At 70.0% G+C, this 24800-nt stretch carries 22 protein-coding genes and 2 pseudogenes; 15 read left to right on the forward strand and 9 right to left on the reverse strand.

What is annotated here, in order from left to right:
• Positions 1-247: 247 nt before the first annotated feature.
• From AB0M63_RS12675 to AB0M63_RS12690, 4 genes are all read left to right on the forward strand, one after another.
• Positions 248-979 carry a hypothetical protein gene (locus AB0M63_RS12675; protein ID WP_355916895.1) on the forward strand — a complete coding sequence of 244 codons (732 nt, stop codon included), beginning with the start codon at positions 248-250 and terminating at the stop codon, positions 977-979.
• 222 nt (positions 980-1201) lie between these two features.
• On the forward strand, positions 1202-2482 hold the full coding sequence (gene dacB, locus AB0M63_RS12680) for a D-alanyl-D-alanine carboxypeptidase/D-alanyl-D-alanine-endopeptidase (RefSeq protein WP_366019351.1): 1281 nt from the start codon (positions 1202-1204) through the stop codon (positions 2480-2482).
• Between the two features lie 362 nt (positions 2483-2844).
• The gene (locus AB0M63_RS12685) at positions 2845-3498 is read left to right on the forward strand and encodes a DUF4232 domain-containing protein (RefSeq protein ID WP_366019352.1); all 654 of its coding nucleotides are present in this window, start codon (positions 2845-2847) and stop codon (positions 3496-3498) included.
• Positions 3499-3560: 62 nt separating this feature from the next.
• Entirely contained in the window at positions 3561-3698 is a 138-nt protein-coding gene (locus tag AB0M63_RS12690; protein WP_366019353.1) for a hypothetical protein, read from the forward strand.
• A gap of 274 nt (positions 3699-3972) precedes the next feature.
• Here the strand turns inward: AB0M63_RS12690 and AB0M63_RS12695 are convergent, their stop codons facing one another.
• The 3 genes from AB0M63_RS12695 to AB0M63_RS12705 form a co-directional block, all read right to left on the reverse strand.
• Positions 3973-4629 carry a DUF1326 domain-containing protein gene (locus tag AB0M63_RS12695; protein ID WP_366019354.1) on the reverse strand — a complete coding sequence of 219 codons (657 nt, stop codon included), beginning with the start codon at positions 4627-4629 and terminating at the stop codon, positions 3973-3975.
• A 145-nt stretch (positions 4630-4774) separates the two neighbouring features.
• Positions 4775-5611, reverse strand: a complete 837-nt coding sequence (locus AB0M63_RS12700) for a DUF2182 domain-containing protein (RefSeq protein WP_366019355.1) — start codon at positions 5609-5611, stop codon at positions 4775-4777.
• A 61-nt stretch (positions 5612-5672) separates the two neighbouring features.
• Positions 5673-7145 carry an amidohydrolase family protein gene (locus AB0M63_RS12705; RefSeq protein ID WP_366019356.1) on the reverse strand — a complete coding sequence of 491 codons (1473 nt, stop codon included), beginning with the start codon at positions 7143-7145 and terminating at the stop codon, positions 5673-5675.
• 117 nt (positions 7146-7262) lie between these two features.
• Between AB0M63_RS12705 and AB0M63_RS12710 the strand changes: the two genes are divergently transcribed.
• Together AB0M63_RS12710 and AB0M63_RS12715 are read left to right on the forward strand one after the other, a co-directional pair.
• Positions 7263-7565, forward strand: coding sequence for an antibiotic biosynthesis monooxygenase (locus AB0M63_RS12710; RefSeq protein ID WP_366019357.1), 303 nt, complete (start codon positions 7263-7265; stop codon positions 7563-7565).
• 31 nt (positions 7566-7596) lie between these two features.
• Positions 7597-8427 carry a MurR/RpiR family transcriptional regulator gene (locus AB0M63_RS12715; RefSeq protein ID WP_366019358.1) on the forward strand — a complete coding sequence of 277 codons (831 nt, stop codon included), beginning with the start codon at positions 7597-7599 and terminating at the stop codon, positions 8425-8427.
• A gap of 30 nt (positions 8428-8457) precedes the next feature.
• Here AB0M63_RS12715 and AB0M63_RS12720 read toward each other — a convergent pair whose 3' ends face one another.
• Positions 8458-9498, reverse strand: coding sequence for an Lrp/AsnC family transcriptional regulator (locus tag AB0M63_RS12720; RefSeq protein ID WP_366019359.1), 1041 nt, complete (start codon positions 9496-9498; stop codon positions 8458-8460).
• A gap of 242 nt (positions 9499-9740) precedes the next feature.
• On the opposite strand from AB0M63_RS12720, the gene AB0M63_RS12725 reads away from it, so the two are divergent.
• From AB0M63_RS12725 to AB0M63_RS12745, 5 genes and pseudogenes are all read left to right on the forward strand, one after another.
• Positions 9741-10811 (forward strand): DUF3533 domain-containing protein, encoded by a 1071-nt coding sequence (locus tag AB0M63_RS12725; RefSeq protein WP_366019360.1) that lies wholly within the window; start codon positions 9741-9743, stop codon positions 10809-10811.
• A 38-nt stretch (positions 10812-10849) separates the two neighbouring features.
• Positions 10850-11141: pseudogene (locus AB0M63_RS12730) on the forward strand (VapC toxin family PIN domain ribonuclease); the annotation flags it as partial.
• Positions 11142-12110: 969 nt separating this feature from the next.
• A complete protein-coding gene (locus AB0M63_RS12735) occupies positions 12111-12812 on the forward strand; it encodes an SDR family oxidoreductase (RefSeq protein ID WP_366019361.1) in 702 nt (233 codons plus the stop codon).
• 53 nt (positions 12813-12865) lie between these two features.
• On the forward strand, positions 12866-13297 hold the full coding sequence (locus tag AB0M63_RS12740) for a DUF1330 domain-containing protein (RefSeq protein WP_366019362.1): 432 nt from the start codon (positions 12866-12868) through the stop codon (positions 13295-13297).
• A 500-nt stretch (positions 13298-13797) separates the two neighbouring features.
• Complete coding sequence (locus tag AB0M63_RS12745; protein ID WP_366019363.1) at positions 13798-14322, forward strand: TetR/AcrR family transcriptional regulator; 525 nt, start codon at positions 13798-13800, stop codon at positions 14320-14322.
• Positions 14323-14346: 24 nt separating this feature from the next.
• On the opposite strand, the gene AB0M63_RS12750 is transcribed toward AB0M63_RS12745, so the two are convergent.
• Complete coding sequence (locus AB0M63_RS12750; RefSeq protein ID WP_366019364.1) at positions 14347-14916, reverse strand: TetR/AcrR family transcriptional regulator; 570 nt, start codon at positions 14914-14916, stop codon at positions 14347-14349.
• A gap of 337 nt (positions 14917-15253) precedes the next feature.
• A complete protein-coding gene (locus AB0M63_RS12755) occupies positions 15254-16753 on the reverse strand; it encodes an MFS transporter (protein WP_366019488.1) in 1500 nt (499 codons plus the stop codon).
• A 239-nt stretch (positions 16754-16992) separates the two neighbouring features.
• On the opposite strand from AB0M63_RS12755, the gene AB0M63_RS12760 reads away from it, so the two are divergent.
• On the forward strand, positions 16993-17175 hold the full coding sequence (locus tag AB0M63_RS12760) for a hypothetical protein (protein ID WP_366019365.1): 183 nt from the start codon (positions 16993-16995) through the stop codon (positions 17173-17175).
• A 300-nt stretch (positions 17176-17475) separates the two neighbouring features.
• The gene (locus AB0M63_RS12765) at positions 17476-18354 is read left to right on the forward strand and encodes an alpha/beta hydrolase (protein WP_366019366.1); all 879 of its coding nucleotides are present in this window, start codon (positions 17476-17478) and stop codon (positions 18352-18354) included.
• A 595-nt stretch (positions 18355-18949) separates the two neighbouring features.
• Here the strand turns inward: AB0M63_RS12765 and AB0M63_RS12770 are convergent.
• The 3 genes and pseudogenes from AB0M63_RS12770 to AB0M63_RS12780 all read right to left on the reverse strand — a co-directional run bounded on the left by AB0M63_RS12770 (position 18950) and on the right by AB0M63_RS12780 (position 21525).
• Positions 18950-19315: pseudogene (locus AB0M63_RS12770) on the reverse strand (hypothetical protein).
• An 84-nt stretch (positions 19316-19399) separates the two neighbouring features.
• A complete protein-coding gene (locus AB0M63_RS12775; protein ID WP_355916929.1) occupies positions 19400-20164 on the reverse strand; it encodes a response regulator transcription factor in 765 nt (254 codons plus the stop codon).
• A complete protein-coding gene (locus tag AB0M63_RS12780; RefSeq protein ID WP_366019367.1) occupies positions 20161-21525 on the reverse strand; it encodes a histidine kinase in 1365 nt (454 codons plus the stop codon). Before AB0M63_RS12780 ends, AB0M63_RS12775 begins: the two co-directional genes overlap by 4 nt.
• A 211-nt stretch (positions 21526-21736) precedes the next feature.
• On the opposite strand from AB0M63_RS12780, the gene AB0M63_RS12785 reads away from it, so the two are divergent.
• Together AB0M63_RS12785 and AB0M63_RS12790 are read left to right on the forward strand one after the other, a co-directional pair.
• On the forward strand, positions 21737-22444 hold the full coding sequence (locus tag AB0M63_RS12785) for an ABC transporter ATP-binding protein (protein WP_355916935.1): 708 nt from the start codon (positions 21737-21739) through the stop codon (positions 22442-22444).
• Positions 22441-24798, forward strand: coding sequence for an ABC transporter permease (locus AB0M63_RS12790; protein WP_366019368.1), 2358 nt, complete (start codon positions 22441-22443; stop codon positions 24796-24798). The genes AB0M63_RS12785 and AB0M63_RS12790 overlap by 4 nt, the downstream gene beginning before the upstream one ends.
• Positions 24799-24800: the final 2 nt, after the last annotated feature.

Raw genomic sequence — 24800 nt, forward strand, 5'->3', positions numbered from 1 at the left:
CACGCAACCCCCGAATCGGACCGGACAACAAACAAACCCCAGGCTGCGCCCGTGCCGTCCCCGTCCCGGAACGGCATTCCAGGGCAGGACCGTTCCCGCAGGTCAAAGGGCATCTTTCCATTCCACTGTCCCGTACCTGTTGAAGATCATTGCCTACCTCGGGGCAGTCATCACACGCTGTTGTCCAGCAGCGGATCCGGGCCGTCCGGATTCCACGGAACAGACCTGTGAACGGGGAAGAACACCCATGCGCCAGCACCGCATCCGTACCACCGCCCTGGCAGCCACCACCCTCCTGGCCGCCCTGTCGCTCACCGCCTGCAACGGCTTGAACGACAGCGCGTCCCCCGCCTCCACGTCCGGCGCCTCCAGCACTTCGGGCAAGAACACCAGCGGCACTCAGGGCACGGGCGCGAACGGCGCCACCAGCACCGGCGGCACCGGCAGCACCGCGGGGAAGGGGACGGCCGCCGGTGGCTCGTCGTCCGGCTCCGCCTCCTCTTCCACCGGCGGGTCCTCTTCCACCGGCGGGTCCTCCTCCGGCAGCGGTGACAAGAGCGGCTACGGACAGAGCTGCGGCACCAACGACCTCACCTGGAGCACCCGCTCCGAGACCCAGGCCGGCGGCTACATCCTCATCATGGCCAAGGCCAAGCCCGGCATCACCTGCGTCCTGCCCGCCGGCCTCCCCGTCGTGGCCTTCGGCTCGGACGGCACCGAGGCGACCAACGCCGAACAGGTCGTCGGCAACGAACTGACCCTCAGCGGCTCCACCATCGCCTACGCCGGCGTCAACCCCAAGACCACCAACAACAACGACGGCAAGGAACTGACCAGCATCATCGTCAGCGTCAGCGACAACGACCCCCACCCCGTCTCCCTGAAGACCGGCCCCATCACCGTCGACAAGCCCATCGTCACCGACTGGCACACCTCACCCGCGGACGCCGTCCCCGGCGACGGCGGCACCGACGACTGACGCCTCCCACACGGGGGTCCGTGGCCCGCGGGCGGCATGTGCAAGGCATCGGTGCCGTCATGCCGCCCTTCGGCATCGCCGCTCTTGCCGCTTCCCCTTTCCACATCTTCCGGTTCGTGTTCGTTGGTTCTTCGACCCCAGTCTTGAGGCTCACCTGTGCCCAGATCCTTGCCCGCCGCCACTGCCGCCACCATCCGCGGCCGTCACCGCAAGCCCAGAGCGATGAGCCCGGCGGTCCGCCGAGCACTCGTGGTCGTGGCGACCGGCCCCATCGCGGGGTCGATCCTGGCCGCCCCGTCAGCCTTCGCCGCCGGCAAGGCCGTCCCGAAGAGCACCGTCACCGAACTCGATGCCGCCGAGCAGAAGATCGCGGACAATCTCAACACCCGCAGCCAGGACGCACGGCTCGGCAGCACGCTCAGCGGTGTCGTGATCGACGCCAAGTCCGACAAGGTGGTCTGGGGCCATGACGCGACCACCGCGCTCATGCCCGCTTCCAACACCAAACTCGCCACCTCCACCGCCGCGCTGACCGTGCTCGGTCCCGACCATCGGTTCACCACCAAGGTCGTCTACGGCGACGGCACGCTCACCCTCGTCGGCGGGGGCGACCGCACGCTGTCCACCGAGGACCTCGACGCACTGGCCAAGACCGCGGTGGCGGGTCTGAGGAACGCCGGTCTCAGCTCGGTGAAGGTCCGCGTCGACGACAGCCTCTTCCCCGAGCCCACACTCGCGGGCGGCTGGAACACCGGCTACTACCCGACCGAGGTCGCGCCGGTCCGGGCCCTGGTGGTGGACGGACACGCCGTCACGGACACCTCCTTGGACGCGGGGCAGGCCTTCGCCAAGCTCCTCGCCGACGGGGGCGTCACGGTCACCGGTGAAGTCACCCGCGGTGTGGCCGGGTACGCAGACGTCCCCGTGGCCCAGCACCGGTCCGAGAAGCTGTCCGCGATCGTGAAGCACATGCTGAAGGTGAGCGACAACAACATCGCCGAAACGCTGCTGCGGATGACCGCGCTCGGCGCGGGCCGCCCGGCCACGTTCGAGGACGGAACGGCGGTGGTACGGGAGGTACTCGGCCACACGTACGGCGTCTCGCTGGACAACTTCGGGATGTACGACGGCAGCGGGCTCTCCCGCTCCACCCGGATCCCGGCCCGGACCCTGGCCGACATCCTCGATCTGACCACCGACCCCCGCTACCGCCGGACCCTGAAGTACATCGCGGACGGACTGCCCGTCGCGGGCGAGGCGGGAGCCACCCTGGGGCCCGAGTGGGGCCGGTTCGACACTCCGGACTCCCAGTGCGCCGTCGGAAAGGTCAAGGCCAAGACCGGCACCCTCACCGGCGCCATCGCCTTGAGCGGCATGACGAAGGCACAGGACGGGCGCTGGAAGATCTTCTCCTTCGTCGAGAACGGTTCCCCCGCCGCTCCGGGCGACATCAAGGACGCCTTGGACGGTCTCGCCGCCACCGTCAACGGCTGCTGGGCGTGACACGCGGCAGTGCTCCGGGATCCGTCAGCACCCGGGCTATCTTCGGCGCGGGCGGCCCGTCCTGTCACCTCTCCCGTTTGATCCACTCGCTGCCGCCCAGCGGGTAGTCGTATCCCGCGCGGCCCGCATCCGCGCTGGTACGGAACGCGGTGCCGTTGTTGTCGATGTTCCAACACCCGTTTCTCCATGCCCCGGTGTTCCAGTCACGCGTTCCAGGGCCAGTGCGTTCTCCCTGTTCAGGGCGTATTTCGCCGTTCCAGTGTCCCCACCTGCCCGCCCGGCGTGGCGGCCGGGACGGATCACCTCACAAGCTTCGGTCATCCAAACGTCACCCCACCCGAAGACCGAAGGGGATCAGTCACATGTCCGACATCCGGACCTCCCGCACCCGTCTCGTCGCCGCCGCCGCGACCGTCGTACTCGCCGCGCTCTCCCTGACCGCGTGCAACGACGGAACAGGCACCAAGGACGCCGACGCCAACGCCTCCTCCTCCTCGGGCTCGGACACGGACGCCAGGTCGGCCCCCGCCGGTTCGACGACCGCCACGCGCACTCCCGCCGCGAAGAGACCCGCCGTCTCCTCCGGCAAGCCGGTCACCTGCGAGGGGTCGAACACCAAGGCGGTCGCGGTCCAGCTGACGCGCCCCGTGAACCACATACTGCTCACGGTGACCAACACCGGCAGCGAGAGCTGCTTCCTCTACGGCTACCCGGCCGTCCGCTTCGGCGAGGCCCAGGCCGTGCCCCCGGCCATCGACGCCTCGCGGCCGCAGGCGGTCGTCACGCTCGAGCCAGGCCAGTCCGGCTACGCCTCCGTGATCCTGTCCGCCGCCGACGGCAGCAGTTCGAACGGCCACACCGCGAAGTCCCTGACCGTCTCCTTCTACGGCCCCTCCCTCAGCGGAAGCGTCGGCGCGGCCGCCCGTCCCTCGTTGCCCGCGAAGGGCGTCCACGTCGACGACTCGCTCAAGGTCACGTACTGGCAGCAGTCGATGGACGACGCCATCAGCTGGTGATGTCCGAGAACGCGTTCGAAGAAGCACAGCGGCCCACAAACCCGGTCAGGCAGGTACCTCACATGAGCAGCACTCGCAAGATCTCCCGTCTCGTGACCATCTTCGTCGGCGCGGCCTTCCAGGTGATCGTCCTGGGCGGCACCGGCGACCTCGCGGAGGAGGCAGGGGTCGTCCGGCGGCGCCCCGCTCATCGCCGGTGACCTGGAGAACGGCACGCGAAGGGCACGCACCCCAGAAATTGGACTAGACAACAAACAACCCCCGGGCCAATGACCTGGGGGTTCGAAACGGAGCGGGTGACGTGAGTCGAACTCGCACTCTCAGCTTGGGAAGCTAGGACGCTTCCCAAGCTGGATGGCCTCTGACCTGGGCATACGTTCTCTGGCGTGGTGCCCGGGAGCGCATGATCGAACCGTAGTCGACCGTGGTGTGGGCGGAGGGGGCTCGGAGCAGCCCCTGCAACGCCGGCCTGCGTCAGTCGGGGCCGCTCCAGTCGAAGGGGAAGTGCTTGCTCGACTTGCCGGAGCGATCCCAGGAGAAGCCGAACGCGTTCGCCTGGTCGACGGTGGCCCGGCCCCAGGTGGCGACCTGGCCCGGCCCGACCTCGGCGCCCGGGGCGTTGTGGACCTGGACGCGCCCGCCGTCGGTGGTGGTCGGGCCGGTGAGTGCCTCGGCGACCGCCGTGACCCGGCCGGGGACCTCGGCCCGCCAGGTGGCGAGGTCATCGTCTATTTCCACGTGGATGGGAGCGACATCCATCCCGCGCATCTCGGGGTGGAGCATCTCCCCGAACTGCGCAGGCCAGCCGCCCGCCTCGCCGCCGAAGACGGCCCCGAGAGCACCGCGCTGCTGTTCGTCGGCGCGTTCGTCGAGGAACACCGCGGCGTAGGGGTCGCTGTGCTCGCCGGCCCAGACGTTGCCCGTGAAGGAGCCGAGCATCAGGACGTTGAGGCCGTCGAGCCGGACATCGCCGTAGCTGCCCTCCCAGATGTGCCAGACCAGGACGCCTTCGCAGTCGCCGTAGGTCGGGGGTTGTGCGAAGGTGCACGGGCAGGGGATGGCGCACTTGCACACATCGAACCAGTCGCCGGTCAGATGCCAGCGCGTCGCAGTCGTGGCCTGTTCTGTCATCTCGCTTCCCTCCTGCCGAGCTCCAGGGAGCTCACTCGGAGTGGCGAGACCGCGTGCCCCGAGCCCGGTCCCGGGGACGGGACACGGTCTCCCTTCCAGCTTGCACCTCCCGCCCCCCTGCGCGGAACCCGGTTACGCGCAGGGATCACATGTCGTCCATCGACGGCATCGAGCCCTGCAGCCCGGGCAGCAGCCAGTCCTGGAAGGGCGCGAGCACGGCCAGGACGAGGAACGCCACGCCCACGACGCGCCCCAGCAGCACACCCCGGGGCGACAGCTTCTCCAGGAAGATCACCAAGGCCAGCCCCGCCATGGCCGCCACGTTCATCACGCCCAGCGGAACGAGGACGACCATCAGCCCGGCGCAGCAGCCGACGCAGTAGGCGCCGTGGTGGAGGCCCACCCGCAGGTCGCGGGTCGGCCCCCGGAAGCCGGAGTAACGCACCAGGTGGCCCAGGGGGTCGCGGCAGTGCCGCAGGCAGACGTACTTCAAGGGGCCGAGCTGGTAGAGGCCCGCGAGCAGGAAGGCGACCGAGCCGATCCAGCGACCGGCTGTGGCGTGGTCGTCCACGAGGCTGCCGGAGAGGGCGAGTGCGACGTAGGCGAGCAGCCCGAACGCCGTCCACACCAGCAGATATCCGGCGACGAACTCGACGGTGCGGACGGTCCGGGCCCAGCCGGAGGACTGTCGGCCGATGCCCCGGACCCAGGTGATGGCCACCGGCGCCATGGACGGCAGCATCATGGCCGCCATCATCGTCACCCAGAGCACCAGGAACAGCGGCAGCGCCATCCCCATCGTGCCGGGCTCGACCCCCATGTCCTGGGCCTGCCCGATCGTCAGCACCCAGGCGGGGACGGCGATCAGGACCACGAGGAACCAGGCGGCCGTGAGATCCCGCGTGGGCAGCAACCCACCACCCGATCCGGTCGGGGCGACCGACCGGCCGGCTGTGAGAGCGAAACCCCGGCTGTGACGCATCGGCGTGTTCTCCTGTGGCTCCTTCCAGGAGAGCATTTCCCCGCCCTCGGCGCGAGCTGGTTCAGATGACGGTTCCGGCCTTGATGACGTGGCGCAGGTTGTGCCCGGGGCGGGTGAGGACGCTGATGTCGTTCAGGGGGTTGCCGTCGACGACGAGCAGGTCGGCGTGGGCGCCGATGGCGAGTGTGCCGATCTCTCCTTCCATGCGCAGCAGCCGGGCGGCGGTGCTGGTGGCGGAGCGGAGGATGTCGGCGGGGGGCTGGACCTGGGCGCGCAGGGTGAACTCCTCTAGTTGGGCGGTGTGCAGGGGGCCCAGCAGGTCGCTGCCGTAGACGAGGTTGACGCCTGCCTTGTGGGCGCGTTCGAGGGCGCTCAGGCCGGCTTCGTGGACGTCGGCGACCTTTCGGTAGGACTGTTCGGCCATGCCGGACTGCCTGCCGAGCCGTGCCATCTGGTCGTAGGTGACCAGCGTCGGGACCAGGAAGGCGTCGTGCTCGAGCAGCAGGCTGATGGTCTCGTCGTCGAGGAGGTTGCCGTGTTCGACGCAGCGGACGCCTGCCCGCAGGGCGCGGTTGACGCCGCGGGGGTGGTAGCCGTGCACGGTGACGTAGCGGTTGTGGTTCTCGGCCTCGGTGACAGCGGCACGGATCTCCTCGTCGGTGTACTGGACGGCCGAGACCTCGTCGTGGGGTGAGGCGACGCCCCCGCTGATCAGCATCTTCAGGTGGGCGGCGCCCTTGCGGAACTCGTCGCGGGCGGCGGCGCGCACCGCATCCACGCCGTCGGCGACGCGAGCGAAGGCGGGGCGGCTCTGGCAGCAGGGCAGGGTGTCGTCACTGAGCGGGCGGACGTCTCCGTGGCCGCCGGTCTGGGAAAGGGCCTTGCCGCCGAACACCAGTCGCGGTCCGAGGGCGAGGCCCTCGTCGATCGCCCGGGCCATGCCGTGGTCGGCGCCGCCGACGTCGCGCACGGTCGTGAACCCGCGCCGCAGCATGCGCTCGGCTTCCCGCAACGCGCGGACGGTGGCGTATCCGGCCGTCCACGTGGTCGCCTCCCTCGCGTCGAAGGTGGTCAGCAGGATGTGGACGTGGGCGTCGATGAGGCCGGGCAGGACGGTGGCCCCGGCGGCGTCCAGGACCGGCACGTCCTCGGGGGCGGCGGGCGGGCGTCCGGTGCGGTGGTCGGCGATGCGGCCGTCGGCGACCTCCAGCCATGAGGCGTCGGTCAGTTCGCCGCTCTCGGGGTGCAGCAGACGGGCGTTGGTGATCAGCAGGCGGGCGGCGGCGGGGGCGGTCATGCCGGGAGTTCCTTCCAGTTGTTCCAGGTGTTCCAGACTGCGGCCGGAGGTCTTCTCGCCGAGGAGGGTGGTGACGATGACGGCGGCCAGGGCGAGGGCGGTGACCAGCACGAGAAAGACATTGCTGAAGCCGATGTCGTCGTACAGGGCCCGATGGTGATCAGGGCGGATATGGCACCCAGACGGTTGATCGCGTAGGCCGGTCGGCGCCGTACGGGTGTCCTGGATGGCCACCATGCCTCCAGCGGGGACGGAAGAGCGGGACGGGAGGAGAGGGAGCCAGAAGGGCGCGGGGCGGAAGAGCGGGGTGTGCAACGTTAAGTGCACATGAAGCGTCTGTGCAATAGTTGATGCATGACGTTCACCGCACTGTCCCTCCGCCCTGCGCCCGGCCGCCGGGACGAACTGGTCGCGTACTACCGCTCAGCCGGCATCCTCGAAGCGTCCGGCGCACTCGCCTCGCAGGTCCTGATCCCCGAGGACGACCCGGAATCCGTCGTCGTCACCGCCTTGTGGGCCGACGACGACGCCCGTGCCGCCTGGCAGAATTCGCCCCGGCGTCTGGAATTCGCCCGTGGCATGGCACCCTTCTTCGACTCGGCCGACGCGGCGAGCACCCGTGCATTCCGCGTCGCCCACCATCACGTCACGCGGTGAACCCGCCCGGCCCGCTAGGAGAATCGGCGCAGTGACCATCGAGGCGTGGCTCACCGACCGAACCCGTGGGACGCTCGGCCTCCAGGCCGGGCGCGTCGTCCATGTCCTGGCCCGCGCACCCCAGTTCGCCGGCTATTCCTCGGCCCGCGAGGTCGCCGAGCGGGCCGGGGTCAACGTCTCCACCGTGGTCCGTACCGCCCAGCAGCTCGGCTTCGACGGCTGGCCCCAACTGCGCGAAGAGCTACGGGCTCGCTTCCTCGCCTCGGTCTCCTCGGGAGACCTCACCCCCGGCCCGGCAGCCGACCCCGCGGCCCAGACCCTGCGCCAGGACGCCCACAACATCAACGCGCTCGCCACCCCCGAGACGCTGGACGCCATCCGCGCCATGGCGCGGGCCGTCAAGGCGGCCCGCCGCACCCTCGTCGTCAGCTCCGGCAGTGGCGCGGGCCCCGCTCACATCCTCAGCTACCTGGGGACCATCGCCGGCCACGACATCCAGCTCGCCCTCGGCTCCCCCACCACCCAGGCCGTCCAGGTCGCGCGCCTGGAAGAGGGCGACTGCCTCATCGCCGTCAACGTCTGGCGCCTGACTCGGACCCTGCGCGCCCTCACCCACCTCGCCCATCAGCGCGGCGCCACCGTCATCGTCCTCACCGACCTGCGCTCCTCGCCTCTCGCCGAAGACGCCGACCATCTGATCGTCACCCCCATCGAAGGAGTCCACGGCGGCCCGTCCCTGACTGCCATGGTCGCCACCGTCCAAGCCGTCCTCAGCGAACTGAGCGACGACGACGCCCTCCGCTCAGCAGGCCACATCCAGCAGATGTGGGACGAACTCGACCTGATGGACGACCAGCCCTGAACGGCCGGTCCGCCGTGCCCGCTCCGCTGATCACGGCGGCGGCAGTGCGAAGGGCACGCGGCCCGCGGACCGGCCCTGAAGGTCGAGCAGCCGGTCCATGCGCTTGGCGGAGTGGAGCACCACGGTACGGTCCCGCACCTCCAGCTCCGGGAAGCGGTCGGCGAGCAGCGCCTCGAACGGGTCGACGGCGGCCAGCCCGTGGAGCCACACCACGACGAGCAGGTTGTGCGGGCCGCTCACGGAGACACACGTGCGCACCTGCTTCACACGGGCCAGGTCGTTGCCGGTCGCCTCGCGCCGGGAGTGGGGGACCGAGGCGCGGTAGATCATCGCCGTAGGCAGTCCCGCGAGGGGCCGGGCCAGGTCGCAGCGGAGGGTGATCCCGCCCTCGCGCAGCATGCGCTGGAGCCGTCGGCGGGCGGTGTGCTCGCTCATGCCCGTCATGGCGGCCAGTTCGGTGTAGCCGAGTCTGCCGTCGTCGCCCAGCGCGGACAGCAGGGCCTGGTCCTCGGGTGCCGGGCGGTCGTGCATGTCCGTGGTGAAGACGGCCCGGGTCGGCGCCCGCGGCGCGGACAGGGTGGCGCGGTCGGCCGGTTCCAGCGCCCGGATCCGCCAGTCGCTGCCCTCCCCGTACTGGGTGATGGCCAGCCGGGTGCGGAGGCCACGGACCCCGTCCAGCCGGCCGATCGTCTCGTGCACCGAACGGCCGAGCGCGGGCAGATCGGCGGCCACCACCCCGAGGAACAGATCGAAGTCGCCGGCGGTCTCGTCGACGTTGAACACCCAGGGCAGCCGGGCGGCGGAGGCGCTGACGGACGCCAGATATCCGGGGCGGCACCGCACTTCCACATAGGCGACCGTGGCGGTCTTCGCGGCGTCATGGGCCGTGATCCAGGCCAGTCCGGATCCACGCAGGCGCTCCCAGTGCCGGGCCGCGGTGGTCGCGTCCACGCCGAGCGCGCGGCCGATCCGGGACCAGGGCGCACGGGGAGAGGTCTGGAGCGCGTCCAGGAGAGCCAGATCCAGCTCGGAGAAGCCGTGCCGGGCGTCCTGGGTGTCGGAATCCGGCACGGAGGGCTTTGTCGTGAGGCTTTCCTGTGATTTCCCGGGTCTTTCGCTCACAAGCAGGAGCGTAGTAGGCAATCCCGGCGGCCGGAGTCTGTCGTCCACCTGGTCTGCAGTGGGCTTCCGGCCCCGGGCTCTCCTGTATGGCCGGTGCCCCCGGCCGTGCCTGTGCCCGGCCACCGGCTCCCGCCGCCTCCGGTCCCGCTCCCTGGGACACACCGCACCATCGAGCAACGAAAGACCCGACCGTGACTTCCTCTCCTGCCCACCCCGCCCAGGACCCGCCTCCCGCCCCCGCACCACGGGGCTTCACCGCCGAACTCCGCGATGCGCTCAGCCTGCGCGGAATCCTGCTGATCGTCGGCGTCTTCGCCCTCCAGCTGGGCTTCGTCCTGTCCTACATCGGCGCCTTCCACGCGCCCAAGCCCCACCACATTCCCGTCGCGGTCGTCCCCCCCGCACAGGTGTCGGGCCAGGTCGTCCAACAGCTCAACGCCCTGGAGAACGACCCCCTCGACGCCCGCGCCGCCATCACCGCGAAGCAGGCCCGCGCCCTCATTCTCGACCGCACCGTCGACGCAGCGGTCCTCATCGACCCGAAGGGCACCACCGACACCCTGCTGGTGGCCTCGGCAGGCGGTCCCGCCGTCTCCTCCACGGCCCAGCAGATCGCCCAGACCATCGAGACGGACCGCCACCGCCAGGTGACGATCACCGACATCCGCCCGCCCGCCGACAGCGACGGACGCGGGATGTCCTCCTTCTACCTCGTCATGGGCTGGATGGTCGGTGGCTACATGGCCGCCACGATCCTCGGCATGGCCGGCGGTGCCCGCCCGGCCAACCTCCACCGCACCGTCATCCGCCTGGGTTCCCTCGCCCTCTACGCGATCGCCTCGGGTCTGGGCGGGGCGATCATCGCCGATCCCCTCCTGGGCGCTCTGCAGGGACACTTCGCCCAGTTGTGGGCGCTGGGCGCGCTGATCGTCTTCGCCTCGGCCGCCACCACCGTCGCCTTCCAGGTGTTGTGGGGCGTCATCGGCGTCGGGGTGACCGTCCTCCTCTTCGTCGTCCTGGGCAACCCCAGTGCCGGGGGCGCCTATCCCTCCGTCCTGCTGCCGCCGTTCTGGGCGGCGACAGGTCAGTGGCTCCCGCCGGGCGCCGGCACCACCGCCGTACGCAACACGGTCTACTTCTCCGCCAACGCCATCGCCCAGCCCCTGTGGGTGCTCGCCGGTTATGCGGTGGTGGGCACCGCGGTGGCCGTCACAGCATCTGCCCTGCACCTGCGTCGCCGTCAGCGACTTGAGGGCGCATGACCGGCCACTGACCCGGCAGTCGGGCGGTTGTTTGCCTGGAGTTTCTCCACAGCGCCCGGACCGATCGCGAGCGCGACGAGATCGTGGCGATGTTCATCGACCTCTACCCCGACGTGTCCGTGCCGAAGAGCGCAGGTCGTTGGGTCGGTGCGGTGCAACACCGAATGGCTCGGGCCGGGGGAGCATCACAGTGTCTCGGCAGTGGACCTCATCATCGCCGCCACAGCGGCCCACCATGGCCCGACCGTTCTCCACGACGATGCCGATCACCGCGCAATCGCCCGCCACGCATCGGACCTGGCCGAGCACAACATCCACGACATCGCCTGAGCGGTCTCCACCGCGCCTCCGTCGGGCGAGGGGGCGAGCCACGTCGTCGGGCGGAGATCACGGAGCATCCCCTGGGCGTCGCCGGCCCGTCAGCATCCGCTGTGGCGCCCTCGTTGAAGTCCTGTGCACTGGACAGGGGCTGGGCAGCCAATACTGCCGCAGCGTTCGCAAACACCAACCGTCTGTCCCAGGGGGCAGGCAAGCTGAGGGCTCACAGGTGCGACCGATGCGGTTGATACAGCGAAACCGCGGGTCAGGGGCGCTGTTCTGTGCCAGGACCGGTGAACCTGCCAGGGCCGCCGAGCGCTCGTGACCTCCACGTGCCCAATCTTCGTGCGCCTGAGACCGGATCCGGCTGAAAGTGCCCCGCCAATGCACAAGCCCCAGGCCACTGGCCTGGGGCTTCAAAAAGAGCGGGTGACGAGAATCGAACTCGCACTCTCAGCTTGGGAAGCGACGGCGCTTGATGGGTCGCGTAGCGTCTGAACTGGGCATACGTACTCTGGCGTGACGCCCGGGAGCGCACGATCGCACCGTGGTTGACCGTGGTTCACCGGTCTTATGGGCACGCCGTGGGCACGGCACTCGGCGAGGTGTGGGTGCCGCGCTGAAGTGGCCCGCGGTTTGCATGGGTCGTCCGTGCCAGGGCCGACTGGGCGGAGCCGTTGCGTGTGCACGCGGATAGCCGGCCCCTTCGGGGGTGTCGCCCGCCATCGCCCGCGAGGTGGAGCTTGTTCCATGGGCCAGTCCATGCGGCCCTCCGTGTCGGCGTCAGCCAAGAGGGCCGCGAAGTGCCTGCCCCCGGGTGTCGTCTGCCGACCAGCATCCGTGCCTCTCGTAAGCGGTCTTCCTCGCCCGGAGCTCACCTGCCGATGCGGCGGGGGTCGGCAGGACGCTTGAGCTTGCGTCGGGAAAACGATCGGTTTACTCTCCTGGAAACCGATCGGTTTCTCGTTTGTGGAGGCAGTCATGACCGCACTCAAGGGCGCAAGCGTCTTCGTCACCGGCGGCAGCCGCGGCATAGGCAAGGCCCTGGTGGAGGAGCTCTACGCACGCGGCGCCGGCAAGGTCTACGCCACGGCCCGCGACCCGCGCAGCGTGACGCATCCCGACGCGGTCCCGGTGGCGCTGGAGGTCACCGATCCGGCCTCCGTGACGGCCGCCGCCGCGCGGGCGCAGGACGTCACCGTACTGATCAACAACGCCGGCGCCTCGGTCGGCGCGTCCTTCCTCGACTCCCCGGTCGACGACGTCCGCAGGGAGTTCGAGACCAACTTCTACGGCCCGCTCCTCCTCGCCCGGTCCTTCGTGCCGGTCATCGAGCGCAACGGCGGCGGCCACCTCCTCAACGTGCACTCCGTGCTGTCCTGGATCGCGCTCGGCGGCTCCTACAGCGCCTCCAAGGCCGCCCTGTGGTCGCAGACCAACTCCCTGCGCCTCGAACTCCAGCCGCGCGGCATCGCCGTCACCGGACTGCACGTCGGCTACGTCGACACGGACCTGGCGGCGAACGTCGATGCACTCAAGTCCGACCCCCGCGAGGTCGCCGCACTCGCTCTCGACGGCGTCGAGACGGGAGCGTACGAGGTGCTCGTCGACGACATCTCCCGGCAGGTCAAGGCGGGCCTGGCCGGAGACCTGGCGGGGCTGTACCCCCAGCTCGCCAAGTAGACGGGCGCCGGCGAGGGCCCGGCGCCGCGCGTTCTTCACGGTCTGTCCCTGAGGTGGCGTATATCGCGACTGGCGTCATCATCAACAACAATTCACTGGAGAGGGTATTGGCAATGGGTGTGAATGCGGAGAAGAAGAAGTTTTACGCCCTGAATATGTTTGATGTGGTCGACGTGGAGAAATACCTTTCGTATTTCAGCCGCTTGCCCGAAGTGGCTCCGCAGTATGGTGGTCGAATGGTGGCGTTCGGCCGCTTCCGGGACAACGTGGCCGGTGACCTCGCACCGCGACAGGTTCTGTTCCTTGTCGAGTGGGAGTCCGAAGAAGCGTTCAACAGTTTCCGGGACGATCCGGAATTGGCCGACTTGCATCCGCTGCGGACAAGTGGGACGACGTCCTATATCTGGCAGACGTTCGATGGTGCCGATATGAGTGACCCCGCCGACGTATCACTCGACGATGTACTGGCGGTGCTCAAGCCTTAGCCTCGATCCTTTGCGAGGGCCGGCCGGCGGAGTCGGCGGGCCCTTTCGCTTTCTGGAGCTGATGGTGGGCAGGCCGGGTCCTGGTGGCCCACATCGGCGGGGGCGTCGCAGTCCCTGACGGCCTCCGCCATCGCGCGGTCGACGGTCCGGCGCTGCTTGGTGTAGGCGTGCAGGGGGGTGTCGGGTTTCGTGCTGTTGGCCTCGAATCCGGTCCCGGTGGAGGTGGGTTGGACGATGAGCGGCCCGGACGCCGTGGTCGAGGAACGTCACGCCGTCCAGCGAGGTGACATGCGAGGTGTCGCGATTTGTGCCGGACGCGTGGAAACCCGCTGCGGCCAGCGCGAGCGCGGTTTCCTTTCCGATACCGGACGACGCACCCGTCACGAGTGCCACCGGCCGATCTGTCGTCAGCCTGGACTCCCGCACAACGCGAAACCGATCGGTTTCCGCTAGAGTAAACCGATCGGTTTCATGTGCAAGGTCAAGCGGGAGATGGAGTCATGGGCGGGATCAGTGCGCAGGAGCGGCGTGAGGACGTTGTTCGCGCGGCGATCGCCGAGTTCGCGATCGCCGGCTACCGCGGCACCACCACCACTGCGATCGCCGAGCGGGCCGGCATCAAGCAGCCGTATCTCTTCCGGCTTTTCCCGGACAAGAAGGCGATCTTCGTCGCCGCTCTGGTGCGGAGCGCGGAAGACACCCGCCTGACTTTCGAGAGGGCGGCCGACGGGGTGGAGAGAGGCGAGCGGGCCCGGCAGGTGATGGCGGATGCCTATGCGCGACTGATCTCGACGCGCCCCGAAACGCTCCTGATGCAGATGCAGGGATACCTCACCGTGGCGGCTGCCGAGGCGAGCGGCGACGACCTGATCGGTGAGGTCGTCCGAGCCGGCTGGATGAGTATCTGGGAAACCGTGCACCTGTCGCTGGGCGCAGATGCCGAGAAGGCCGCAAGCTTCTTCGCCTGCGGCATGCTCGGGAACACGCTTACGGCCATGGGGCTTCCCGTGGGTGCCGGGAGGTGAGGGGGTCTTCTGGGCGGCGATGCGTCAGTGCACGCCTGCCGAGTCGAGCAGGGTGGTCACGGTGGGGACGATGAGCCCTGCCTGCGTGTCGGCTTTGATTCCCGCGCGGGCGCTGGCGCCGTCGAAGACCAGGATCAGCTGACGGGCCAGCAGGTCCGGGTCGCTCGCCCCGCCCTGTTCGGCCTCGGCGCGGAAGAAGGCTGTCAGGTTCTCCTTGACCCGATGGGCCACCCGGCTCGCGGGGTGGCCCGGGTCCTTGAGCTCGATCTGCACGACGAGGTACCGGCAGCCCTGGAAGTCGGGTGCACCCGCCTGCGTCTCCGCCCGATCGAAGACGTGCAGGATCCGCTCGCGGGGTGGGCGGTTGTCGTCCGCCGCGGGAAGGAGCGCCGTCACATAGGCGGAGGCGCGTTCCTCCAGGCTTGCAGCCAGCAGTTCGCCTTTGCTCTCGAACAGCTTGTACATGGAGCGCTTGGATACCCCCGCCGCCTTGCACAGCGCGTCGACGCCGATGTTGACGCCGTCTCGGTAGGTGAGCGTGGCCGCTGCCTCCAGCAGTCGCTCTCGGGAGCTTGGGATTGTTTCGGTGGTCATATTGCGAGGTTAACTCGATTCCGACCCATTGGAAACCGATCGGTTTACGGTGAATGCCGCGAGGAAGCGGTAGAGGCCGGGCGGCGCCTTGACGGGGGTGGCGTCCGGGCGCCGGCACCCTCGTCGCGGTCTGCGGAATCGGTGCGCTCACCCTCCTTGCCGCGCCCGGTGCGCCCGGCATCGCTCGCCTGCCGCTGCTGTGAGCCGCTGTGACTTCCCCCGGTGGCCCCCCGATGGCCGTCGTGTCCAACGGCCTCGGAAGTTCAGCCCGCATCGTGCGTGCCTCCACCGGCGATGATCGGAGCGCAGGACATTTCTCGCCACGGCGGATTCAGACTCAGTGGGCGATCACGGGCTCGCCCTCCGACGGCGCCAGAGCCGCATTCGGCATCAGGAACGCCGTGAGCACCGCACCGACCACGAAGATCCCGGCGCCCCACGCCAGGGTGGCCGTGTAGCTCTCGACCCCGGCTTGGGCCACGGTCAGCGCGCCGGGCTTGTGCGAGGACAGGTAGTCGGTCGCGGCGGATGAGGCAACGGTGGTCAGTAGTGCCGTGCTGATCGAGCCGCCCACCTGCTGGCTGGTGTTGATCAGCGCCGAGGCGACGCCCGCGTCCTCGTGGTGCACGCCTGCGGTCGCACCCTGGAACGCGGTGGTCATCACCGCACCGATGCCGAGGCCCAGCAGGATCATGCCCGGCATGATGTGCGCGACGTAGGTGCTGTCCAGTGTGAGCCGGGTCAGCAGGGCCATACCGGATGCGGAGACCAGGAAGCCGGCGCTGACCACGGCCTTCGGGCCGATCTTGGGCAGCAGCAGCGAAGGCACCGTGGTCGATGAGGCGACGATGCCGCCGACCATCGGCAGGAAGGACAGACCGGCCTTGATCGGCGAGTAGCCGATGCTGGCCTCCAGGTAGTAGGTCAGGAACAGGAAGATCGAGAACATCCCCATGCCCAGGACGAACACGGCCAGGAACGAACCGCCTCGGGTCCGGTCCAGCACGACTCGCAGCGGCAGCAGCGGATGCGCGACCCTGAGCTCCAGCCAGACGAATACCGCGAGCAGCACCACGCCGCTGATCATGGAGCCGAGGGCGACCGGGTCGGTCCAACTGGTGGATTCGACGTGCGCGAATCCGTAGACGACGCCGAACAGTGCGGCGCTCACCACGACGGTGCCGGGAATGTCGATCTTAGGTCGTTCGGTGACCACGGGCTTGGCCAGCAACAGCAGCGCACCGACCAGTGCGACGCCCGCGAAGACGACGTTCACGTACATCACCCAGCGCCATGACGCCCACTCGGTGAGCATGCCGCCGAGCAGAAGTCCGACCGCGGCGCCCGCACCGGACAACGCACTGAAGATGCCGAACGCCTTCGGCCTTTCCGCCGGGTCGGTGAAGGTCACGCTGAGCAGTGAGAGCGCCGCGGGCGCGAGCAGCGCGGCAAAAAGGCCCTGGGCCACGCGGGCCGCGACGAGGATCTCGAAGCTGCCGGCCGCACCGCCGACGACGGATGCGGCCGCGAAACCGATCAGGCCGGTCACGAAGGTCGTACGTCGGCCGAACAGGTCACCGAGTCGGCCCCCGAGCAGCAGCAGGCTGCCGAACGCCAGGGCGTAACCCGTGATGACCCACTGCCGGCTGCCGTCGCTGAAACCGAGGTCGTGTTGCGCTTGGGGCAGCGCGATGTTCACGACGGTCGCATCGAGCGTGACCATGAGCTGCGCCACACCCAGCACGACGAGCACCAACCAGCGCACGGCGTGTGAGCCGCGGCGGCCCGAGTCTGTTTTCCCGGAGGCGGGTGCCCCGCGGTCGAAGGTGGTACTCACGTTTCCCCTTAGTCGCTGGTCATGGGCCGACCATTGGTCGGAAACCGATCTGTTTCCAATCAGGAAAACAGATCGGTTTCCTGGGCGCAAGTCACAACGGATCTCTTCTGGCCCGGGAGCGACCCGACAGGGCCGACGCCGGCGCAGGCCGATGGCGTTGCCTCGGCAGGCGACTGATCGCCCGGCGTCGCGGCACGGCTGTTCTGTCGACGGAGCGTCCATATCGGCGCCGGCAACGTGTGCCGTACCGCCAACACAGCGGGACGCCCGGCCCGTACTTGGCCGGTGGGTCGGCCATCTACGGCGACACTCTGGACGCGCCCGGCTCGCTGCTGCTGCCGCTGAAGGCCGTCTGCGGCACGGCAACCGCGGCGGCCGGGCCGCAGGACGTCGGCCGTCTGGCCGTGAGTGCGCGCTGCTGATGTTCACGTCAGGGGGAGCCCCTGAAGGTGGCCGTACCCGGCGGCCCGCAGTGCCGCCCGTGCATCGACGGTGCACCCGGCTCGACGTCCCCGCTGCGAGGCGACCTCTCTGGCCGTCCGGCTCCACCTCACGCCCGGCATCGTCCCGGAGTGGCTCTACGGCACGGTCGGACCGTGAACCTGCGGGCTTGCGCTGGGAAACCGATCGGTTTAGCCTGCTGGAAACCGATCGGTTTCTCATTCTCTGGTGAGAGTCGTGACCGTTTTGGTAATCCCCCTCACCCACCAGGAGTCGGCGAGATGCCCAGCCAAGAGTCACGTCCCACGATCCACATTCCGGGGACCACCAGCCACACCATCGCCCCGCGCGCAGGACTTGACGGCCGCGAGGGAACGCTGCGGTACCTCAAGGCGGGTACCGGTGCCCCCCTGGTCCTGCTGCACACCGTGCGCACCCAGGCCGAGCACTTCCGCCACCTCATCCCGCTGATCGCGGACCGGCACACGGTGTACGCCCTCGATCTGCCGGGGATGGGCTACTCCGAGATCGTGCCCGGCGCCTCGTACGACGAGCCGGCCATGCGCGCGGGCGTCGAGCGGCTCCTGACCGAACTCGACCTCCACGACGTGACGTTGGTCGGGGAATCCATGGGTGCGGTGCTCGCCCTGACCACCGCTGCCGAGTTGCCGGAGCGCGTCCGGCGCGTCGTCGCGGTGAACGCCTACGACTTCCGCGGCGGAATCGCCCGCTCCAGCCTCCTCGCCCGCGTGGTGGTCACCGGTGTCCTCGCCCCCGTGGTGGGCCCGGTGATCGCCGGGGTGGAGCCCAAGCCCGTCCTCCGTAAGATCCTTCAGGGCGGCCTCGGCGACAAGAGCGCCCTGCGGACGGACTACGTGGACGAGCTCCTCCAGGTGGGCGCCCGCCCCGGCTACCCGACCGTCGCCCGGGGCGTGTACCAGGCCCTGCCCAGCCTCATCGCAGCCCGCCCGCGCTACCCCGAGGTCAAGGCGCCCATCCACCTCGTCTACGGCGAGAAGGACTGGTCCCGAACCTCGGACCGGCAGGCCAACCAGCGACTGATGCCGGCCGCCGACTTCACCCAGGTGCAGGGAGCGGGCCACTTCATCGCCCTGGAGAGGCCCGACGTGCTGGCCGACCTGTTGAACGCGGTGGCCTGACCCCCGGGAGCGCCGACCCGAGGAGGAGCGCGGCGCGCAAGGCGTCGGGGCCGGGGTCCGGATCCGGGTCGGTGAGAGTGCCGTCGTCGGGGAGTTCGCACCAGCCGCCGAACCAGTCGTCCATCAGCTCCGGGCCCGGTGCCACGAGCCAGGAGTTGCTGGACAGATGCCGTACCGGCAGGCCGTCCGGCCTCGGCTCAGGGCACACCAAGGGCACGACACCCTCAAATTGCACTCTCAGCTTGGGAAGCGACGGCGCTTGCGCGGGTGGATGGCTTCTGACCTGGCCATACGCGCTTGAGCGCGGGCCTGGATGGGGCGGGAACGGACCCTTGTTCCCACGCCCGGCTACGGGTTACGGGCTGCAGGCTCCGGCGCAGCGGCAGGGCCGTGGCGACGACGAAGACGCCGAAGACGGTGATGGGCAGCAGCCCGACAGGACGGAGGAAGGCCATCGGGGCGTAGCTGTAGGTGCTCAGCCCGCCCGTCGCCAGAAAGTACGCGTGTGCTCCCGTTCCGTCCAGGAAGCCGATGGCGTACGCCGCCACACAGCACCGGACCCACGCCGAACTACCTGATCGCACCGCTGTCCCGGTCATAGCCGGCCCGTCAGATCCTCCGCGAACACCTGCGACAGAGGCTGGGGTCCCACGTACTGCTGGCAGTCGCACTGGCCGGCCTCGTAGCGCAGCGGCTTCTTGTTCTCGTCTCAAGCTGTCGGTACCTTGACGCGCTCGTGGCAGTGGCCCTGTTTGTCGTGCTTGACGAGGTGGTGCGTGCAATCGCAGACCGGCTCCGGCGGCTTGTTCGCCGTTTCGACGGCCAGGCGTTCCTGTTGCTCCGCCTCCGTCAACTGCAGTTTCCGCTCATGCCGGTTGCGCAGTGCGGTGCGGACGGTGTCGGCCGCCCACGCGAAGCCGCCCGTCCAGAAAATGATGAGCACCCACCAGAACCAGTCCACCGGCTGACCTCCCCCTTGTCCTGCCGAGCGCCGGCATGGATGGCGTCTTCGAGGAGCCTCGGTCCGGTCGTGGTGGGCGCGAGGTCAGGGGTTTTCGCCGGCGCCGGTCGTCCAGTCGTCCGCGCCGGTCGGCGTGATCCGGTGCGAGGTGGGGCTGACCAGTCCTGTCTCGTAGGCGAGGACTACGGCCTGGACGCGGTCGCGGAGTTGGAGTTTGGCGAGGATGCGGCCGACGTGGGTCTTGACGGTGGTTTCGGCCAGGTGGAGGTGGTGGGCGAGTTCGGCGTTGCTCAGGCCCTGGGCGAGCAGGCGCAGGACTTCGAGTTCGCGTCGGGTCAGCATGGTCAGGTCGTGGTGGAGCGCTGCGGCGGCGGAGACCGGGGCCTGCCGTACGGCTGCCGTGTCGGAGCCCGCGGCATGGCGGGCGTATCTCTCGACGAGGCGGCGGGTGATGGCGGGCGCGAGCAGTGCGTCGCCGGTGCGGACCATGCGGACGGCGGAGACCAGGTGTTCGGGGGTGACGTCCTTGAGGAGGAAGCCGCTCGCCCCGGCGGAGAGGGCAGCGTAGACGAGGTCGTCCAGGTCGAACGTCGTCAGGATGATCACTCTGGGGGCGCCCGTGGCGTCGGCGTTCAGGATGCGGCGGGTGGCCTCCAGGCCGTCCAGCTCGGGCATGCGGATGTCCATCAGGACGACGTCGGGCCGCAGACGCTGAACCACGTCGACGGCTTCGACTCCGTTGGTCGCCTCGGCGACGACGTCGACGCCGTTCGCGGTGAGGATCATCCGGAAGCCGGTGCGCACCAGCGCTTGGTCATCGGCGACGACTACACGCAGGGGGGTGGTCACGCTGTCTCCGGAGGAGCCAGCGGGATGAGCGCCGTCACCCGGTAGCCGCCGGTGAGGCGCCGGCCGGTGTGCAGGGTGCCGCCGTAGACGGCCAGGCGGTCGCGCAGGCCGGTCAGTCCGCGGCCGTTGCCGTTCGCCGCGGACGCCGAGGGGCTTCCCCCGGTGTCGGTGACCTCCACGCGGAGGCGGTCGGCCTCGTGGGTCACGGTCACCGTCGTGCTCGCGCCGGTGGCATGCTTGACCGTGTTCGTCAGGGCTTCCTGTACGACGCGGTAGGCGGCCAGACCGATGCCGTCGGGCACGTCGTGCGGCACGCCGGTGACGGACAGCGTGACCTGGACGCCGGTCTGGCGCACGCGCGCGACCAGAGACTCCAGCTGGTCGAGGCCGGGCTGGGGGGCGAGATCCACGGTGGCGGCCGGAGTGGGGGCGTCGTCGTCCGTGTCCATGGTGAGCAGGCCGAACGCGTGCCGCAGTTCGGCCAGGGCCGCCCGGCCGCCGGCCTCGGCCGCGAGCAGAGCCTCACGGGCCTGGTCGGGGGCCGTTTCCATGACCGTTCGGGCCGCACCGGTCTGGATCACCATCATGCTGACGTTGTGGGTGATGACATCGTGCAGTTCGCGGGCGATGCGGGCGCGCTCGAGTTCGGCCGCGCGACGTAGTTCCTCGGCCCGTTCGCGTTCGAGTGCCGTCATCCGCGCCCGGCTCTCGTCGGCTCGCAGCATCCAGGTGCGCAGTCCCACGGTCGCCATGAGGAGGGGGACGAGGACCAGAAGCGGGACGTACTGGTTGGGGACGGGTGTCGACGGCGAGACCATCACCCCGTCGGTGTCACCGGCGACCGCGAGCACCAGCACCGGCAGGCTCGCCAGGGTGGCGACGCGGTAGGGGCTGTAGGCCGCGGCGCTGTAGGCGGCGATGACGCAGGCGTAGAAGACGAGCCGCCGCGCGTCGTGCGGGGTCAGGACGGCCGCGGCCGTCACGATCCACAGCACGGCCAGCGGGTACCTGCGGCGCAGGACCAGTGGGGCCCAGGCGAGCCCGCTCAGGGTCACGGCGGCGATCACGCTGCCGGTCTCCGTCGCGCGGAAGAGCGGGGCGATGCCGTCGGTGGAGTCGCGCACCAGGGCTGCCCCGCTGTTCACGGCCCAGCTGAGCAGGACGGTGCCGCAGACCACCACCAGAACCGCGTCGAAGGCGAGGCTGCGACGGCTGGGGCGCGGTAGCGGGCCGGTCGGGCGCCGCAACTGTCTGGTCCCGTCGCGCAGCAGCTGTCTCAGCCGCCCGAGTACTTCTCGCAGGGGGCGCTGCAGCCGCCCAACCCCGTCTTCCAGCCGGTGTGCCACTGCCGCGCTCGTCACCGAGGCATTCTGACCGATGCGTCGGCACAGGGGCATCCTTCGTGTTGACCAGTCCCGCCCGTTCCGTGTCCTTCCGGCGTCTACTTCTCAGGGATGACACGAGAGGCCCTCATCCCATCGAGCCACGGAGATGCCCCGGCAGACCGACGCGCCCACACCCGGAGCCCCCTTAGCGTCCGACGGGCCAGACGAACGGACCGAGGGAGCCGCCATGACAACGCCGGTGATCGAGCTGTGCGACGTGAGTCGCAGATACGACGACGGGCCCCCGGCCCTGCACGACGTGTCGTTGACCGTGCGGGCTGGAGAGGCGGTCGCGGTCCTGGGTCCGTCCGGAAGCGGCAAGTCCACGCTGCTCAACCTGATCGCGGGGCTGGACCGGCCGGACACGGGGACGGTCACGGTGGACGGCGTACGGGTGGACGGACTCGGCGAGGCCGCCTCGGCCCGCTACCGTCGGGCCAAGATCGGCATGGTCTTCCAGTTCTTCAACCTGCTCGACGATCTGACCGTCGCCGACAACGTCGTGCTGCCGGCGCAGCTGGCGGGCATGGCGCGTGGCGAGGCGGCACGGCGCGCGGCGGAGCTCCTCGACGTACTCGGCATCGGTCGGCACGCCGGCGCCTACCCGGGCCGGTTGTCCGGCGGGGAGCGGCAGCGCGTCGCGGTGGCGCGGGCGTTGATGAACCGGCCGGCGCTGGTGCTGGCCGACGAGCCGACCGGCGCCCTGGACACCGCCTCCGGTGAGGATGTCGGTCAATTGCTGGCCGATCTCAACGCCGACGGCCAGACCGTCGTCGTGGTCACCCACGACCTCGCCCTGGCCCGTGCTTGCACGACGCGCACCCTTCAGCTCGTGGACGGCCGGATCGCCGCGGACCGGGCCACCGACGCCATCGCCACGGAGCCCGTTCGATGAGCGCACTGAGCAAGGTGGTGCGCTCGGGCGTGGGACGCCGTCGGGTCCCTACCCTCGTGATCGCTCTCGCCGCGATGATGGCGGTGGCCGCGTCGGTCCTGGGCGGCACCCTGCTGGTGGTCTCCAGCGCGCCGTTCGACGATGCCTTCGCCCGTCAGCACGGGGCGCACCTGTCCCTCCAGTTCGACGCGAGCCGGACCGACGCGGAGCGACTGTCGGCCTCAGCGGAGGCGGAAGAAGTGACCGCCGCCTCCGGCCCGTTCCGCACGGCGACGGTCACGCCGCACACGGCCCTGGACGACACCGGCTGGCCGATGACCGTGGTGGGCCGCCCTAAGCCCGGGGGAGACGTCGACAGCATCACGCTGACGGCCGGACGGTGGGCCACCCGCCCCGGCGAAGTCGTCCTGTCCGTCGACTCCGCGCTCTTCCCGGTCATCGGCCAGCGGCTCACCTTCCCCGCGCTGCCCGGTGACCGGGCACTGAAGGTGGTCGGCGTGGCCCGCTCGGTCACCCACACCGCCGACCTCTGGGTGGTCCCGTCGCAGATGGACGCCCTCACCGCGCCCGGCGGCAGCGGCGGGTACCAGATGCTCTACCGGTTCGCCGCTGCCGACACCGCCGCGCAGATCACCGACGGCCGCAAGTCCGTGACAGCGTCCCTGCCCGCGGGGGCGGTGACCGGGGAGCAGTCCTGGCTGACCGTCAAGAAGACCGCCGAGCGCGACACCGCGCTGTTCGTCCCGTTCCTCCTCGCGTTCGGTCTGCTGGGCCTGGTCATGTCGGTGCTCATCGTCGGCAACGTGGTCGCCGCCACCGTCGGTACCGCGACGCGCCGGATCGGTGTCCTCAAGGCCGTCGGTTTCACCCCCGCTCAGGTAGTGCGGGCCTACGTGGGCCAGGCGCTGCTTCCCGCAGCGGTCGGGGCCGTGCTCGGCGTCGTCGCGGGACATCTGCTCGCCATCCCCGTGCTGGCCGAGACCGAGGAGGTCTACGGCTCGACCTCCCTGGCCGTCGCCCCCTGGGTCGACGCGGCCGTGCTCGCCGGGGTCCTGGGCCTGGTGGCGGCGACGGCATGGGCGAGCGCATGGCGGGCCGGGAGGCTGCGCACGGTCGACGCACTCGCTGTGGGACGTGCCGTGCGACCGGGTCGCGGCCGGCGGGCGGCCCACCTGGCCGGACGGCTCCCGCTGCCGCGCCCGGTCAGCCTGGGCCTGGCCCGTCCCTTCGCAAGGCCGGCCCGGGCGCTGGCGATGGGCGCGGCGATCGTGTTCGGCGCCACCGCCGTCACCTTCACCGTCGGCCTGGGCGCGTCGCTGGGCGAGGTGACCAAGGCCAGGGCCCACGACGCGGCCGACGTCACGGTGGCGGCGCCGTTGCCGGAGCTGGGCCCCGACGGCCCGAAGCCCCGGCGCCGGCCCGCCGCCGATCCTGCCGCGGTCGCCGCGGCGATCGAAGCCCAGCCCGGAACCGACAAGTACTACTCCAGCGCGACCGCACGGGCGACCCTCCCCGGGACACCCGGCACCACCGTCGTCATCGCCTTCACCGGTGACGCCTCCTGGGGCGGCTACACGATGATCGCCGGCCGCTGGTTCACGGAACCGGGCGAGGCCGTGGTCCCCACCCCCTTCCTGACCACCACCGGGACCCGGATCGGCGACACCGTCACCCTCAACGGCCTCGGGAATGCCGCCGCGATCCGGGTCCGGATCGTCGGCGAGGTGCTCGACACCCGCAACGACGGCATGGAGGTCCTCACCGACGCCGCGACCCTCACGGCGGCCCGCCCCGACCTGACCGACACCGCCCAGCACATCGCCGTGAAGTCCGGCACCGACGCGGCCACTTACGCATCCGCGCTGAACACGGCCCTGAAGCCACTCGGCGTCACCGCCCAGGCCGGCGGGCCGGACCGCAGCAGCTCCACGGTCCTCACCCTCAACGCCCTGTCCGCGATCCTCACCCTGATGCTCGTCGCCGTGGCCGCACTCGGCGTCCTCAACGGCGTCGTCCTCGACACCCGCGAACGCGTCCGCGACCTCGGCATCCACAAAGCGCTCGGCATGACACCCCGGCAGACCATCACGACGGTCATCGCCTCGGTCCTCGTGACGGGACTCGCTGGCGGCGCTCTCGGCGTCCCTCTCGGCCTGCTTCTCCACGGCTGGATCGTGCCCGCCATGGGGCACAGCGCCGGGCTGAATCTGCCGGACTCCGTCATCGCCGTCTACAGCCCACCCGAACTGACCGCACTCGCCCTCGGCGGCCTGACCATCGCGATCCTGGGCGCGTTGCCGCCGTCCGGCTGGGCCGCCCGAACCCGAACCGCGACTGCCCTGCGCACCGAATAGGG

This window comes from Streptomyces sp. NPDC051576 (genome assembly GCF_040681835.1).
In the GTDB taxonomy this organism is placed as follows: domain Bacteria; phylum Actinomycetota; class Actinomycetes; order Streptomycetales; family Streptomycetaceae; genus Streptomyces.

Excerpts from the sequence above, each read along its gene's own strand:
- AB0M63_RS12675 (WP_355916895.1), top strand. The coding sequence starts at position 248 with ATGCGCCAGCACCGCATCCGTACCACCGCCCTGGCAGCCACCACCCTC.
- dacB (WP_366019351.1), top strand. The coding sequence starts at position 1,202 with ATGAGCCCGGCGGTCCGCCGAGCACTCGTGGTCGTGGCGACCGGCCCC.
- AB0M63_RS12685 (WP_366019352.1), top strand. The coding sequence starts at position 2,845 with ATGTCCGACATCCGGACCTCCCGCACCCGTCTCGTCGCCGCCGCCGCG.
- AB0M63_RS12690 (WP_366019353.1), top strand. The coding sequence starts at position 3,561 with ATGAGCAGCACTCGCAAGATCTCCCGTCTCGTGACCATCTTCGTCGGC.
- AB0M63_RS12695 (WP_366019354.1), bottom strand. The coding sequence starts at position 4,629 with ATGACAGAACAGGCCACGACTGCGACGCGCTGGCATCTGACCGGCGAC.
- AB0M63_RS12700 (WP_366019355.1), bottom strand. The coding sequence starts at position 5,611 with ATGCGTCACAGCCGGGGTTTCGCTCTCACAGCCGGCCGGTCGGTCGCC.
- AB0M63_RS12705 (WP_366019356.1), bottom strand. The coding sequence starts at position 7,145 with ATGGTGGCCATCCAGGACACCCGTACGGCGCCGACCGGCCTACGCGAT.
- AB0M63_RS12710 (WP_366019357.1), top strand. The coding sequence starts at position 7,263 with ATGACGTTCACCGCACTGTCCCTCCGCCCTGCGCCCGGCCGCCGGGAC.
- AB0M63_RS12735 (WP_366019361.1), top strand. The coding sequence starts at position 12,111 with ATGACCGCACTCAAGGGCGCAAGCGTCTTCGTCACCGGCGGCAGCCGC.
- AB0M63_RS12745 (WP_366019363.1), top strand. The coding sequence starts at position 13,798 with ATGGGCGGGATCAGTGCGCAGGAGCGGCGTGAGGACGTTGTTCGCGCG.
- AB0M63_RS12750 (WP_366019364.1), bottom strand. The coding sequence starts at position 14,916 with ATGACCACCGAAACAATCCCAAGCTCCCGAGAGCGACTGCTGGAGGCA.
- AB0M63_RS12765 (WP_366019366.1), top strand. The coding sequence starts at position 17,476 with ATGCCCAGCCAAGAGTCACGTCCCACGATCCACATTCCGGGGACCACC.
- AB0M63_RS12785 (WP_355916935.1), top strand. The coding sequence starts at position 21,737 with ATGACAACGCCGGTGATCGAGCTGTGCGACGTGAGTCGCAGATACGAC.
- AB0M63_RS12790 (WP_366019368.1), top strand. The coding sequence starts at position 22,441 with ATGAGCGCACTGAGCAAGGTGGTGCGCTCGGGCGTGGGACGCCGTCGG.